The following is a 16,780-nucleotide window of genomic DNA, read 5'->3' as shown; positions in this document are numbered from 1 at the left end:
CCGCGCGACCCGGCCGCCCGGGCCCGTGTCCGGGCGGCCGTCCGGCCCCCGTCCGCGCGGTCGCACCCCCGCTGAACCGCGCGGACCGTCCTCCCCGTTCCTCCGGGCACAGCCGTCAGCCCGACCGGAGGACCTCCACACCATGGCCATCAACCCGCCGGAAGGCATCGCCGACTTCCTCGGCTTCGTGTCGGGCATGGGATGGCCCGAGGCCGACGAGGACCTCATGCGGCGGGTGTCGGAGCACTACGCGGCCATCGCGCGAGACCTGGAGAAGCTGTCCGGGTACGTCATCGAACTCATCCCGATCGTCAAGAACGACTTCGACGGCGAGGCGGCCGATTCGTTCCTGCTCGCCATGAACGACCTGACGGGCCAGACGGCGGGCGCGAACCAGCTGGAGCAGACGGCGGAGCTGTCCCGTCAGCTGTCCGAAGTGGCGCTGAAGGTCGCCAACCAGGTCGAGTACACGAAGATCATGGCGATCCTCCAGCTCGTGCGGCTGCTCGCCGAGATCCTGTTCGCCACGCTCTTCTCCGCCTTCACCTTCGGCTCGGTCTGGGGCCCGGTGTCGGCGCTGTTCGCGGCGACGCGCGAGGGCCTGCACCAGCTCTTCCGATGGCTGCTCCAGACGATCATCAGCCAGACCTTCTTCGGCATCGTCGGCGGCATCTTCGACGACACGGTGATCCAGCTCTACCAGCTCGGCGCGGGTCACACCACGAGCTGGAACACGGAGTCGCTGATCGACTCCATCAAGCAGGGCACGCTGAGCGGCCTGGTGGCCGGTCCGCTGCAGATCTTCTTCCACTACGGCGGCAAGCTGCTCGGCAGGGCCCTCGGCAAGACCCCCGAGTCGATCCTCAGCAAGCGGGTCGACGACGTGCTGAACAAGATCGACGACAAGCTGGACGACATCACGCCCAACCCGAGGCCCGACATCCCGCCGGGCGGGGCGGGCAGCGCGGGGCCGAAGTCGAAGCTGGACGAGGTCGTGTCCAAGACGGACAAGGACCTGCCGCCGGTCCCGCCCAACACGAGGCCGGACGCCGTCGCGCCTCCCCCGGTCCCGCCGAAGACCGTCGGCGACGGCATCATGCCCACACCCGCAGGCGGCGGGACGAGGACGCAGACGCCGGGCGGTGCCGCGCCCAAGGGCAAGCCGGACACGCCGACGTCGGGGGCTCCCACCTCCGGCAAGGGCAACGGCGGCGTGTCCCCCACGGGCAAGGCCAACGCACCCTCAGCCGCGGGCAGGACGGCCGACGCGCCCCCCACGGACAAGCCCGACGTCCCGCACCCCAACAAGACGGAGACCGTCGGCGGCAACGAGGCCCCCGGCGCGGGCAAGGCCGCCGGGGACACGTCGACGGCGGGGACACATGCCAAGGCCCCCGACACGTCGACCGCCGGCCGGGCCGCGGGCGACGCAGGCACCCCGCTGGACGATCTCCTCGTCACCAAGGAGGCGCGGTCGGCCTTCGCCAAGGACGTCGGTGACCTGCTCGGCGGCGTCAGCCGCAATCTGGAGACCGGGTTCCTGCGGTTCGGCGAGGGCACCATCGCGGACTCGTTCGCCAAGAAGATGGGCGACGTCTTCTCCCAGCACCTCGGGCGGGCCGGTGCCAGGGAGGCGGGCGAGGAGTTCGGCGAGATGCTGACCCGCAAATGGGTCCGGCTCGGCGCGGACCACACCGAGCTGCCCGAGCTCCTCACCAAGGCGATGGGGGACTTCGGCCGGCTGGCACCGCTGAAGAACCTAGCCGACTCGATGCCCAACCTGTTCGCCCGCTCCGAGCACAGCAACGCCCTGGCCCGCATCTTCAAGCAGGAGAACCCGCTCCAGGGCAGCCCGATGTACCAGCTCGGCGGAGCCGTCGCGTCCCTCCTCAACGAGGGCACGAATGAAATGCTGAGCGAGGGCTTCTACAACCTGATCTTCGGGGACGGGACGTTCAAGGTCAGCGGCGGCCCGTTCGCCTCCGGCGTGGCCATGGGCGCGCTGAGCCACGGCCTGCACCGGGCGTTCGAACCGATCATGGTGAGGTACCAGGACTGGGTCCTCAGCCACCAGCACGCCGACAACCCGCACGACAGCAAGTACTTCGGGCTGCTCCATCCCATCAACATCGCCTCGTTCGTGTCGAACATGACGGGCAACCCGGCACCGTGGCCGGTCCCCCGCCCCACCTCCGAGGTGCAGGACCAGAGCTTCACCCGTGACATGAAGGACATGGTGAAGTGGGTCTTCTCCAACCCCATCACCGGCACCCCGTTCTTCGCCGACCTGCCCCAGCGGCCGGACGTCACGGTCGAGAGCGACGGTGACGGAGCCTTCACTCCGCTCGACCTGGACCTGGGTCCGTCGTTCGGCGACGAGTTCGCCGAGGACCCGCTGTTCCAGGGGGGTGAGGAGGACTCGGACCCGGCCGCCGGGCCGCCCCGGGCCACCGTCTCGTCGGACTTCTCCGTTCTGCTGGGCGGCGACACGGCGAGCCCGGCTCCGGACCTGACGGACCGGAACCAGGGCCCGGACCAGGCCACGACCCGCCCCGTGACGCAGAGCGGCGGCGACCCGTTCACCCCGTCCGAGCAGCCGGACGCCGCCACCCCGGCGCATACGGAGGTACCGGCACAGGCCGAGCCCACGTCGGACCCCCGGCGCCACCCGCTCCAGGACGAGGCGGACAAGGCCGCCGCCCAGGGACTCGGCTACCTCTTCCCCGCCGACGGCGACGACACCACGACCCCCGACAGCACCCTGAACCCGGCCGGGCACGAGGGCGGTGACGAGGACGACGGCACCACCCCGCCGGACGACGCCCCGGTCCGGGACATCCCCTCCGGCATCGCCGTCGGCGTCCTCACGCCCGCCCAGAGCACGGCGCTCCAGGCCGTCCCCCGGCGCCCCGGGGTCTTCGTCGTCGGTATGCACACCGACCCCCGAACCCCCCACGACCCGGACACCGTGCTCAGGGCCCTGACCGACGCCCACGACCAGGGCCGGCTCGACGACGTCACCGAGATCCAGTTCACCGCCTGCAACCTCGCCACCCCCGTCCACGAGAGCATCGTCCGGACCGTCATGAGCGGCCTGTGGCAATACCGCGCCGCAGCGGGCACCACAGCCCCCGACCCCCTCACGGCCCGCGCCGCCGACGCACCCGTCTGGTACGTCCCCACAGCAGGCGGCGGCACGACGGACAGCGACTCGGAAGGCGGCGGCCACCTCCTGACCGCCCAGCACATCGGACTCACCCCCGACGGGAAGATCGCCGTCGTCGACCAGGGCACCTGGCACCTCTACCGCGACAGCGGCGACTCCCACCACACGCCCGACCGCACCACCCCCGACACCGACACCCTCCCCGACGACGCCGTCCGCTTCCTCTTCCGCACACCCGCGGTCGACGCGGAGCACCCGGACGCGGTCAAGTTCGGCAACAACGACAGCTCCCCGCCGACCGGCAACGGCGAGGGCTCCAGCACCCGTCGGCCCCCGCGCCCCGGCAACGCGCAGGACCAGATGTCGCCCGAAGAGGACCCGTTTCCCTGGGCCCCGGACGCCTCGCTCGACGACATGGAGCGCATCTACTACACGGACGCCTCGATCCAGTACGAGAAGAACCTCGCCGCCTATCTGGCTCGGCGGGACGACGTCAAGGACCTCGCCGGGGAGCTGTCCAAGGTCCTCTGGAACAAGCTCCAGCACATGGAGAACATCCACAAGCGGCTGGGCACGAACAGCAACGAGGCGCCGGGCGCCGTGGGCACCGACCCGGCGGCCCTGAAGGAGGTCGCGAAGAACGGAAACCTGCGGGAACGCATGGGCATGTTCTTCAACGCCATCTCCACGAAGGCCCTCGGCGAAAGGATCAACTACTTCCCGCCCCCCGCGTCCTCCATCACGGACGAGCGCAAGTTCCGGTACGACAACGACGAGTTCGTCGAATACCGCAAGCTCACCAATGAGGTGCCCGACCTGCGGAAGAAGGTCTCCGCCATGCCGGAGGGGACCGACGAGGAGAAGGCGAGCAAGAAGAAGGAGCGGGAGGATTTCGAGAAGCTCGACCGCAGGTGGAAGCAGCTGTCCGCCGAACTGAGGAGCTTCAAGGAAGCGGACATCGTGCCCCGCCTGAGCGAGCGGGAGAGGCCGATCGCCTTGAACACGGCGAAGAAGGTGCGGTGGATCCCCGGCGGGGCCCGCTACCTCCTGAAGACGGACTTCCTGTACATGAAGCAGACTCAGGGGCGTCTCGTCACGGCCGGAACGTCGGGTTCGGGCTTCATGTTCCACCGGTACGCCCAGCTGATGGCCGAACGCGGCTGGTTCGACAAGGTCAACCGCAAGATCAACCACAAGACGCTGCGACTCGCCATCATCGCCGCCTTCCTCAACCAGGGACACCACTCCCTGCCCGAGGTCATGGCGGGCTCCGCCGCCTTCGCCGAGTACTACCGCGCGAAGCACCCCCACCAGCCGCTGCCGGACGACATCGCGGCCCTTCAGGCACCTCCCTCGGAGCCCGGCCGGGACTACCACCGCACCATGAACCTCGTGCCCGAGGCGGACCTGCGCAAGTACGTCGCACACGAGGGGAAGTTCCCCGACGAGATCGTCGGCGAGAAGATGGGTGAACTGCGGCGGAAATACTCGGCGCGGGAAGAGGAGACCGAGCCCGCCGAGAACACCTCCATGGACATGGACCTCGACGAGCCCGTGTCCCAGCCCTCTTCCTCCGATTCCTCCAGCAACAGGAAGAGGGGGAACCTCGGCGACAGGGACCCGGACGGCGACGTCCTCATGCAGGACCCCAAGCGTTTCCGCCAGGGCGACGACCACGATACGGCCGCGAACGTCCCCGAGAGCTCGCCCCACACCCTGCCCGGCCTTCAGCAGCCGGAGAACGCGGACCCGGTCGAGCGGCCGGTCACGGCCGACCGGTGGGCGTCGTGGCGGTGGGCGCCGGGCCGGGAGGACGTGCCGCCGCCCGCCCGGGTCCGTACCGAGCGCTTCGACCCGGCGGCGGACCCGGACGCCACCGGCCCCTTCCCGGGCACGGCGGACCGGCGGAACGATGACGGGACGCTCGCGGGCCGACGGACGCTGATCCGCGCGGACGTCGAGCGGTTCGTCGTGCCCGAGGGCGGGGACGGCGCGCCGGGCGGGCCCGTCCGGCTGGTGCGGGTGACCCTGCCGGTGGCCGTCGGTGACTCCTTCTCGGCGGCCGACGCGGCCGCGCTGCGCGACCGTATGCAGGGGCTGCTGGACAGCCACGTCAACCTGGGCTTCCGGCTGCCCCGCACCGGCGACCAGCTCCACATGGAGGTGGACCTGGTCCCGGCCTCCGAGGGAGGCGCGGATCTGGTGCGGGTGACCCGGGACGGCGGGCCCGACGCCCGGTCCGACCAGCTGAACCTGCGGCTGCACGACGACGACTCCGACCCGGACGTACGCAGCCGCGACGACGCCATGCTGCTGCACGAACTGCTGCACTACGCGGGGCTGCCGGACCGCTACCACGACGCGGAGACGCTGTTCCGGCACACGCCCGACCGGGCCGACGCGTCCGGGGTCATGGCGACGTCCGTCCTGCCTGACGGGACCCTGCCCCGCCGCTACCTGGAGGCCGTCGAGGACGCCACGGAGTCCGGCTCCGTCCTCCACGACAACGAGGGTCCGGGTTCCTGGACCGTGCCGTCGCCCTCCCCCGTACGGGACATCCCGGCCGGGATCGCCGTCGGCCCGCTCTCCCCCGCCCAGGCCGCCGCGCTCCACGCACTCCCCCGGCGCACGGGCGTCTTCGTCGTCGGCACCCACACCGACCCGGACGCCCCGCACGACCCGGCCGTCCTCCTCAAGGCGCTCACCGACGCCCACGACGAGGGCCGGCTCGACGGCGTCACCGAGATCCGGTTCACCGGCTGCGACCTGGCCTCCCCCGTCCACGGGTCCACCGTGAGGACGGTCATGAGCGGCCTGTGGAAGCACCGCGCCGAGAACGGCGAGAACGGCCCGCTCACCGCGCTCGCCGCCGACGCCCCGGTCTGGTACGTGCCCGGCGGCGACGCGGTGTTCACCGCCCGCCACGTGGGCGTGACCGCCGACGGCCGGATGACCGTCCTCGGCGGCGCCGACTGGCACCGCTACACCGACACCGGCGCCCCCGACCACACCCCCGAGACCACCCCCGTCGGCGACGACGGGGCCCCCGCCGACGCGGTGCGCCTCACGGACGGCGACGAGACCGGCCCGGCGCACGAGGACGCGGTGCGGTTCGGCGACGACGGGGACACCGCCTCGATCAGCATGACGATCGACGGAACACCCCTGCGCATCGAGCGGACCATCGAATTCGGCAAGGGGAAGAAGACCCTCCCCGAGGAGAGCCGGACGATGCTCCAGGACCTCGCGATGGAGCTCTTCCCCGAACTGGTCCGCCGCGCCGAGGACCCCTCGCTGGGCCCCCTGCGGATCGACGTCACGGCAGGTGGCAACAACCGGCTGCCCGGGGCCGCGAAGGCGGTCGGGCAGGAGCGTGCCCTGGCCGTGTCGAGCGCGCTGGCGACCGAGATCCGGAAGCTGGCCTTCGGCCTGGGGATACCGGGGGCGAACGCCATGGCCGTGTTCGCCCCCGGGTCTCGCGGCCGTGACGTCTCGGGGCTGGACACAACGCACGACACGCCCGCGCCGGAGCTGCGGCGGCGGGCCACGATCTCCTCGCTGGTCCAGGACGCGAGCACGTCCCACCTGCGGCCCGTACGGTCGCTACGGGCGCACACCACCGTGGTGGACCTGTTCCGCAGCCTGGCGGACCCGCTGAACACCGACCACACGCCGCTGTCCCTGCACGACCTGACCGGTTCGCGGATCTACTGGAAGACCACCCCGGACGTCCCGGCGGACCACAACCTGGTCTTCCGCGTGGAACCCCCGGAGGAGGACACAAGCAGCGCGCAGACGGCCGGCGACGACCTGGTGGTCTTCCCCGCTGGCACACAGGTCCGCGTGGTCTCCTTCGACCGGATGGACTCCGGCCGCTTCCTGGTGACCTTGCGCGAGGTGGGCCCGCACGACGCGCCGCAGCCCGAGACGACGACACCGCACGAGCCGGTCGTCGGCATCCCCGGCGTCAGCTACCCGGGCCCGAACCGTCCCTTCGACTCGGCGCTCCGGCACCGCGCGGAGCAGGAGAAGACCTCCACCGCCAAGGAAAAGGGCAAGGCGGTCGCCAAGGACGGGAGCAAGAGCAAGAAGGTCGCCGCGGACGAGACCGAGGCAGAGGGAAGCAACGGGGTCGGGAAGCAGGAAACGGAAGAAAAGAAGGACAAGGATGCTAAGCCGGGCCATTACCAGCCCCGGAAGGCGCTCTACATCCACCGGGGAGAGGTGGAGGTGGAGATGACCAAGGAGGGTCCGCACGTCCGCTTCTACACGGCGGTCGTCAGCCAGACCGATGTGACGTACGACCCCGTCAACCAGAAGGTCAAAACGGTCAGGCACAAGGACGTCCAGCAGGACCCGGTCACCGGGAAGGTCCTTCTGGCTTCCGGCGGCGAATCCATGGACGGCACCATGTGGACGGGCATCGGCACGCCCATGCGCGCCATCGCCTGGGCCATGAAGTACAAGGTGGCGGATGCTCCGTTCAAGCCGCTGATCCGCTCCTACCTGGTTCCTCTGAGCGTCTACCGGGAGATCACGTCGACCTCGGTTCCGGAGGGCGACGCCAACTTCCTCGGCGACCCCTACCGGGGCAGCGAATCGCTCGACCTCCGGAAGATACGCGCCCCCTTCCACCCCCATTCCATCGTCTGGAAGTCGCTCGACCCGGAAGAGTTCGCGAAGAACGCCCGGGTGGCGGAGGCGGAGGAGATCTACGAGAAGAGGTGGGATGCCTGGAGGCAGAAGACCCGCACTCTGCCGATCCCCCTGGAGGAATCCGCCTCGGAACAGACCTCCGCTCCGGCGAATCTCCAGAACACGCCCGCCGTGGAGGGGAGTTCCGCGTCGTCGAGTTCCCCGAACAAGCCCGCCGCGAACAAGGACCTCCCGCACAGGCCCCTCGCGAACCGGACGATCAACACCGACCAGCCCGGTGAACGCAACCAGTTCGGCATCCGGGGCAAGCACCTCGAACTGCTGCGCGCGAGCATCGTGCCCGACTCCCTGATCACGTACTACCAGGACGAGTCCGACCTCACTCCGGAGCCCCAGCATTCCGGGGACGACGGGCAGCGGCGGTACCGGAAGAACGGCAGGGCGGTCCACGTCGACGAACTGCGCGAGCGGGTCGGCGTTCCCGGTATCGGCGAGCCCCAGCTGACGTCCGAGTACAACCCCTGGATCCAGAACAAGAAGCACGTCAACGACGCCGCGAAGCTCCGGTCGATCTCCACCAAACTGCGGCAGCACTACACGACGTGGCTGCATTCCCGGCAGCGGCCGGCCGCGCGCACGCAGAGCCTCCTCCTCGACCACGACACGAACCTGATCCCGTACCCCACCCGCCTCCAGAGCCTGAAGAAGTTCCTCAAGGAGAACAGGAACGAGCTGCCCGAAACGACCGGACCGCTCTTCGACGGCGAGGGGAACTTCACCGACACCATCGACTCCGACGACATGTCCCCCGCCGAGCGGAAAGCCAAGGACGACCTTGAGGAGTTCATGCAGAAGACCGTCCTGAACTGGGCCAACCACGCCGAGATCGGTTATCTCCTCTCCCGTCAGCACCAGGAGGTGAAGTCCGACCGGAACCTCAGCGACGCGCCGGTGCCACACGACTTCCACGAGATGCGGCTGCGGCGGAAGGAGGACGTCCACCTCCAGATCCAGGTGGGCAAGGACCTCACCCGGGCGTGGCAGGAGGGCAAGTCGCCGTACGAGCTGCTGAACCGGCTGTTCCGGGACTATCCCGAACTGTCGAAGATGTACGAGGAGATCTGCGCCACGACGGAGCAGTACACCTTCTTCCAGCACGCGCAGATGGTCCTGGGCCAGTACCTCAAGCTCGCCTATCCCGACCGGGACGACCCGAATCGTGTGGTGCCCGTGGACGCGATCGTCAAGGCGATCCTCTTCCACGACATCGAGAAGGCGAACTCGGAGGACATGTACGGCGACAGGAAGAAGTCGGACGAAGACGAGGAGGACGAGCAGGAGCAGGAGCAGGAAGCGAAGCGGCAGCAGAAGAAGGCGCCGTCCCACGACTACGAGCCCGAGCACATGGGGGCCGTCCAGGTCATGAGCCGGTACCGGAACCTGTGGGGCGACGTGGAGGGGGACGAGCGGCAGGCCCGCGCGTACCGGGCGGCCGTGAAGATGGTCGACTCCGACCCCTTCGGTTTCTACTACCGGGACAAACACTCCGGCAATCCGGACAAGAACCGCGACGCGACGTTCCGTTGGGTCGTCGAGATGTACCTGGACCTCCAGGGCCGGAGCATGGTGACGGCCGACGGAGGAACCCGCGGTCTGACCGCGCTGGACCTGAACGACACCGACGGCATCCGGCGGCTGTTCCACGAGTTCCACCAGTACTACCAGGCGGACTTCTCCTCCTACACGGACTACAGCTCCTACCTCGACCCCGGCGAGCGGGGCCCGAACGGTGCCCTGTCCGGCCTGCCGCCCGTGCGCAGGGAGGGCAAGGAGAAGCCCTTCAAGGACCACTTCGAACCCGTCGAGGAGGGAACCCCGGCCCCGGCCAACCCCTACGGGACCGGGCCCCGGACGACCGTGGCGCCCTCGGTGGACGGCAAGGACTCCCTGCGGTTCGTCTTCGCCGACAAACGGAACTACCCGGAGAAGTACGAGGCCCTCGCCGCCCTCTTCCAGGACCACGACAGCGTCCTGGCCGCCTACGACCGCGTCGGCGGGGAGCGGCTGCGCTCCGACGCCCGGTTCCTCGGCGACGAGGAAAACGCGCTGGTGGGCCTGTCCGCCGCGAACCAGTCGCGGAAGACCGGGAACAACAGCGACGACGCCGAGGTCGAGGGCGAGGACCTCGAAGCCTTCTTCTTCCTGGGCGGCGGGGACGCGACCGCCCTCACCACCGGCCCCGGGACTCCCTCCGAGCAGCGAATCACCGAACTCGCCGACTCCCTCGCCCTCTCCCGCCAAGACAACGGCACCCACCACCTCGTGAGCCCCGACGCCGGCGACGCCGAGGCGAACCGGATCCGCGGTGTCGTCGGACGCTTCCCCCGGGACGACCGGTTCTTCACGCTTGCCAGTCACATCGCGGGGAACGACGGGGCGCCCGTCTGGCGCGGGCAGCGGGTCACGCCCGGCGAGCTGGCCGGCGCGCTGTCCCGGCTGGCCGACGACGGGGTGTGGGACACCGCGAAGCCGCTGCGGTTCTCCGCCTGCGGGCTGGGCGGGGACGTGGAGCGCTCGTACGCCGCCGACACGCTGCGGGAGCTGCGGAAGCTGCGGCCCGATCTGCCGCTCACCGCGTACGCCCCCCGGTCCACGCTGTGGTTCGTCCCCTCGGTGACCGGTACGGACTCCTCGGGCACCGGGCACACGGTCGTGGCCCAGAAGGTCGCCTGGGGTGCCGACGGCAAGCCCCGGCTGGTCCCCGACCACTGGGTCAAGCTGTCCCTGCCTGCGGACGGGGACGGCACGGTCGGGGCCACCCTCCTCAACGCCCACATGCCGCCGGACGGCGTCCTGCCCGACGACGCGCTCTCCCCCGACAACGTGCCGGTGACGACTCCTGCGCCGGAGGGCTACCTCGTCGACGACGGCACCGGGGACGGGGACTCCTCCCGCGCCGTGCCGTTCGGCCGGCACACGAACGCCGATGGCGGCCAGCCGGAGAGCAGCACCGCGGCCCAACGCCGCGCCGACGCCGAAGTCCAACGCCGCGCCGAACGCCGCGCCGAACGCCGCGCCCAACGCCTCGCCGACCCCGAACGCCGCGACGAAGCCCGGCGCCGCGCCATCGCCGAACGCGTCGTCCGCGAACTCCTTGCCACCCCGCGCCCTGCCCCCGACGGCTCCCGCACCGACGGCACCTCCCGCCGCACTCCCGAAAACACTGCCACCACCTCCTCGGAGAACTCCTCATCCACGAAGGCCCCCTGGTACACCGCCCGGCAGGCGCTCGGCGACGGGCGGATCATGACCGTGACCGGGGCGGCCCTGCAGCGGAAGGACCTGGAGAACGCCCTGGCACCCGAGACGGAGAGGCTGGGCGGAAGAGGAACGGTCGACCGGATCGCGCGGAAGCTGGCCCCGCTTCTCGGCGGGAACACGCCCGCCGACTGGGACGGGTTCCTGCGCAAGGGCACGGCCTTCCCCGTCGGTGACAAGACCGTGGTCGTGACCGCCGGGCCGAGCGGCCTCACCCACTCCGCGGTCCAGCCCAAGGAGCAGCTGCCCCCGTATGCCTCGCGCAACCAGCCCGTCGTCGGCCACGTCCAGTCCTCCGGCGGCAACCTCGGGCTCTCCGGCGGCCTGGACGTCGTGACGAAGCTGGCGGGCCTGGGGGCCCCGACCGGAGTGGCCCCGACCGTCAAGGTCCAGGCCGGCGGCACGTACGGCTCGGCCCGCACCGCCACGGCGGAGACCCAGGCCGCCGGACGGACCGTGCTCAAGGAGATGAACGAGTTCACCGGTGGCGTGGCCCTCCAGGTGCACGTCATCGAGAAGAACGGCGATGCCCGCACGGTGGAGGCATCCCTCCCCGTAAAGCTGCAGTTCGCCTTCCCGGCGGACGTCACCTCCGACACGCCGCAGAACGACTGGCACGTCGTCCGGCCCGAGGCGCTCAAGACGGTGCTTTGCACGGTCAACGCGGTCGCGCCGGGGCCACTCCTGGTCGACCTCGCCGCGACGCTGCGGAAGGCGGGGTTCGCCCCGGACTCCGTCTCCCGGTTCGTCGCCGACGTCGCCGACGGCTTCTTCAACGAGAAGTCACTCAAGGACGGCAACCAGTGGTGGAGCACCGGGAGCCTGGCCTCACGGGCGTTCAGCGGCGGGGGGCCGCTGAAGTCGCTCGGCGGCCACTTCGTCGTCGGCGCCACGCTGACCGGCCTGCGGCCCAGGGGCACCACCGGGAGCGCGCTGCAGGTGCGGGAGGACTTCTCCGGCACGTTCGGCGTGAAGTCGAGCGGCAAGCACGCCGACAAGACGGGCATCTCGTTCGGCGCGACCGTGCCGATGAGCACCCCGAAGTTCTCCTTCGCCCCGAGCGGGGAGCTGGGCTTCAGCGCGTCCCGCTCGCACAACTTCGACGTCGGCGGCTCCGACAAGGGCAAAGTGAGGATCAAGCACAAGGAGGAGATCCAGGCCGAGTACCACGCCACGGCGCGGTTCCACGTGGAGTTCCTCTCGACGTCCAAGCGCCCGCCGCTGACGTTCACCTCGACGGTGGAACTGGCCGTGGGCGTGCCCGCCTCCCGGTCCGCCGACTTCGAGAACCTGTTGCTCGGCCCGGACGCGGAGCGGACCCGGGCGAGGGAGCAGCCGGCCCTGGACACCTCCGAGGTGACCCGGTACCCCTCGCGTTTCCAGGCCGCGGGGACAGCCGTGTTCGCCGCGCTGCGGCTGGCCCGCAAGGAGCCGTCCTCCCTCCTCGACCACACCACGGCGCCGACGTTCCCCAAGAAGCCGGTGACCGGCCCGGCGGGGCTGCTGAAGGCGTCCCAGCGGCACCCGATCGAGATCGCGGCCCCCGGTGGCCTGCTCCCGGCCGGCGCCGCGTGGGCGGGTCTGGGCGGCAACCCGCGGGTGAGACCGGTCGCCCACGACCAGCTCTACACGCTGGTCCCTCCGGGCGCCTCCGGCCCGGCCTTCCGCTACCGGGTGGACGCCCTCGGGCGGATCACCGGCGTGCAGCGGCTGCGCCCCTCCACCTTCGCCGAGGCGTTCGGAACCCTGGAGACGGCGGACCACGCGACCCGGCTCGCCCAGCTCCACGCCGACCACCCTCAGCTCGCCTTCGACGTGCAGTCCGCCCCGGACGGCCCGTCGGTCCTCATCCCGCCCGGCCCCGCCGACATCCCGCGGCTGCACGTCCGATCCCGCCCGGACGGGACGCTGAGCGTGCTCGGCACCGTGCACCACCCCATCGAGCACGCCCCCGGCCCCGACCGCACGGCGCCGGCGGTGCAGAACCCCCGGAGCGTCCAGACGGTCGTCACCGACCTGCGCGGCCTCCGCTCCCTCGACCAGCCGGTCGCTGTACGGATCCAGCCGGGGTACAGACACTCCGCCGACCTCACCAGCGCCCTCGCCGACGGCCACCCGGACAACCGTGGGCTGACCGTCCTCCAGGACGGCGGAGACCCCCGGACCGTCCAGGACCGGCGGCCGAGCGGCTATGTGGTCGAGGTGGCGGCGGACGGCACCGTCACCGGCCCCGTCCGCCGGCGGGACTTCGCCAAGGACCCGCAGGAGCCGGCCGCCCTCGCCTCGCGCACCGGCCTCGGCTCCGGTGTGGCCGCCGAACTCCCCGGCAGCGAGAAGGTGTTGAAGGCCGCACGGAACTGGCTCGACAGCCACCTGGAGCAGAACGGCCTGAAGAACGGGCTGGACGAGGAGCAGTACGCGCAGTTCCACCGGGAGCTGGAGGCGTCCTTCGGCACGCCCGCCGTGCGGGCCCACTTCGCCGACCTCCTCGGCTCGGGCGTCCCCCTCGTCCTGCACGTCGGCGGCCGGGAGATCCGACTGCACCTGCGCAGCGAACTCCTCGACCTGTGGGCCAAGTCCACCGAGGACGACCTGTCGACGACCCGCGCGGTGACCCACAACACCAACCAGGCCGTCGGCGTCGGCGACCAGAGCGGCGGCTCGCTCTCCCTCGGCTTCACGCCGCGGTTCGAGCCCCGGAAGAACCACCGGATCGAGATGCCCTCCGCCAAGATCAGCGGCGGCGTCACGTTCTCGAACACCAAGGAGTCGGTGGCCGCCACCGTCAAGACCTCCCGCGAGCAGGAGACCAGCGGCGGACACACCGTCTTCTCCTACGAGGTCGTCCACCACCTGACCGCCACGGTCCACGAGAGCGGGGGCGAGCTGGTCTCCGGCACCGCCCTGACCGTCGAGGGCCCCGACGTGTCCGCGAAGGTCCGTGTCGGCGACGACCACCTGGCGACCCCCCACGCGTCCTTCTCCCCCACCCTCGGCACCGTGCAAGACCTCGCCGAGGACGACGTCGCATGGGAGACCAGCACCGAACATCGGGTCTTCCTCGACCTCCGTCAGGGCACCGGAACCGTCCACCCCGAATTCCTCGGCACTTCCGGCCTCACCCTCATCGCGGCCCGGATGGTCGCCGGGGACAGCGGCGGGAACCCGCCCCAGGGCCTGGACGACGAGTTCGCGCAGCACTCCGAGGACACCGTCGGCGCCCTGCGCCAGGGTCTCACCCAGGAGATCGAGAAGGTCTTCACCCCGACCTTCCTCCAGTCCCAGTTCGAGCAGCTCATCGGGCAGGACGGCGCGGTGTTCCCGCTGCCGCAGACCCCGTCCGGCCGCTCGCAGGCCCTCGTGATCCGGCTGCGTACGACCCCGCTCCGGCACGAGGGGACCGGTGACAGGACCACCCTGGGGTACGTGGCGGAGACCGGCACCAAGTCCAGTACGGCCACGACCCGTTCGCACAACATCGGCGCCGGCGTCGGCGTCGGCGGTTTCGCCGGCCTCCCCGACAAGGGCGTCTCGGTCGCCGGAACGGCGACCCTGGACTACACCCGCACGAACACCACGGTACGGACGAACGCCTCGGCGAACACTCTGTCCTCGACCCTGACGCACAAGGGCACCACCCACCGCTACCGCGCCGACGCCCACTACGAGATCACCCACCACACCTGGAAGCCCGCGGACCGCCTCACGACCGGCCCGTCGAACCACACCACGACGACGCGGTACGTTCAGGTGAACGGCGGCCTGGAACTGGCCGTGCCCGAACCCGAGGCCCGCGCCCTGGGCCTCGACGTCCCCGCCGGGAGCCCCCCCGCCGCCGGGTCCAGCACCGAACCCGGCACCACCACGGGGAGCCGCGTGTACCTCGACGCCGACCTGGCGAAGGCCGTCGCGCACGTGGAGAAGCTCGACGCGGAGGACGTCCTGCCCACCGTCAGGAGGCTGCTCGGTGACCTGCCGGACATGCCGGCGGACGTCGACGGCAGCATCCCCACCGACCTGTCCCGGGGCCTGAGTTCGGTCTTCTCCGCGGAATCGCTGCGCGCCAACTTCACCGCGCTCAGCACCACCTCGGTACGCCAACTGGTCAAGCTGCGGCAGAGGACCGGCGGCACCCGGCTGATCGGCATCCGGGTCAAGGCCACCCTCGGCGCCCCGGCCTACAGCGGCTCCCGCGACAACACCACGCTCGCCACCAGCGACACCGCCACGGCGTCGGACGCGAACGCCACCGGGACGTCGAACAAGGTGAGCCTGCAGGGGTCCCTCGCCGTGAAGGGGCTCGACGCGGCGGGCAAGCCGGTCGGCGGAGGCAAGGCCGGCGGCGGCCTGGAGAGGACCACCGGCTCGACCCGGACCGAGACCGCCTCGGAACGCGACCAGCACACCATGGAGTTCACCGGTACGGCCCGGCAGTTCACGCACCCGGTCAGCTACCAGGTGGAGATCTTCGACGCCTCCGAACCCCACCAACTGACCCAGATGGCGGAAACCGCGCTCAAGGCCCCCGCGAAGTTCGTCGACTGGGCCACGGACGGCCGGGCCGAACGCTGGTTCGCCGAGCAGTGGGAGCGGTTCTTCCCGTCCGGCCACACGCCGCAGCAGAAGGAAACGATCCCCGACAAGACGGTCAAGCTGCTGGTCCCCGACCACCTGACCGGGGAGACCGCCCCGACGCCCACCGCACAGACCGAGCCCGAGCCGAGGGTCACGGTCCGCCCGCAGGGCCCCTTGGCCGTGCCGCCGGCCGTCGAACGGCTCGGCACGGACCTGGCTCCCGAGATCCAGGCCCTGTCCCTGCCGAAGCTCGACGCGGTCGTGAAGTGGCTGCCCACCGCCGCCGCCCGGCCGCACCGCGTCGAGGCCGGGGACACCGAAGCACTGACCCGCAAGGACCTCGCCCCTGCGACCCTGGGGGGCCTGCGGACCGACCTGCTGACCACCGAGCGGAACCTGCGCGCCAACATCCGGCAGCTACTCGGCGAGGGGTACGCGATCCCGGTGACGGGCGGCGAGAAGGTCACCGTACGGCTCCTCGTCCGCGGCACCACGCACATCGCCTCGGAGACCCTCGACACGAACGTGGAGACGGGCGCCCGGGAGCGGGAGTCGGAACGCGAGCAGGAGAAGGGCACGACCGCCTGGTCCGCCTCGGCCGCCCCCGAAGCCCGCCTCCGCGCCATGAACCTCGGGGAACCGGAAGGCCCCGGCGCCTCCGAACTCGCCGTGAACATGAACCTCCAGCTCCTGAACATCGGCGGGGAGTCCGGGAACAACCTCAGCACCAACCGGAGCGAGACGGTCGACGAGCGGGACAAGAAGAAGGGGCTCCAGCACTACTACAAGGCCGACGTCACCTGGGTCCTCACCGGCAGCCGGAACACCACCGTCGAGATCGAGGTGGACGGCGGTCTGATCGGTCTGCTGGGCGACGGTACAGCCGAGGACCTGGCGAAGAAGTACCCGGGCCTGTTCGGGGAGAAGCCGTCGCCACGGGACGGGGCGGAGGCCGAGGACGGCACGGGAAGCAGGGACAAGGGCAAGGGCAAGGGCCAGGGCACCAAGCTGGTGTCCTCGGACTGGTCGCAGCAGTTCCTGTACGAGTGAACCGGTACCGGCGTT

General features: G+C 70.8%; 1 protein-coding gene. It reads left to right on the top strand.

The window, feature by feature from the left end; translation table 11 throughout:
- Nucleotides 1-142 precede the first annotated feature (142 nt).
- Nucleotides 143-16,765 carry a WXG100-like domain-containing protein gene (locus ACZ6SQ_RS12655; protein WP_469560081.1) on the top strand — a complete coding sequence of 5,541 codons (16,623 nt, stop codon included), beginning with the start codon at nucleotides 143-145 and terminating at the stop codon, nucleotides 16,763-16,765.
- Nucleotides 16,766-16,780: the final 15 nt, after the last annotated feature.

The sequence above is a fragment of the Streptomyces sp. NPDC048600 genome (assembly GCF_055587025.1).
The sequence above is the reverse complement of the archived record's forward strand: the minus strand, read 5'-3'. Positions and strand labels throughout refer to the sequence as shown.

What these genes read in the sequence shown, in the direction of transcription:
- ACZ6SQ_RS12655 (WP_469560081.1), top strand. Translation starts at nt 143, where the DNA reads ATGGCCATCAACCCGCCGGAAGGCATCGCCGACTTCCTCGGCTTCGTG.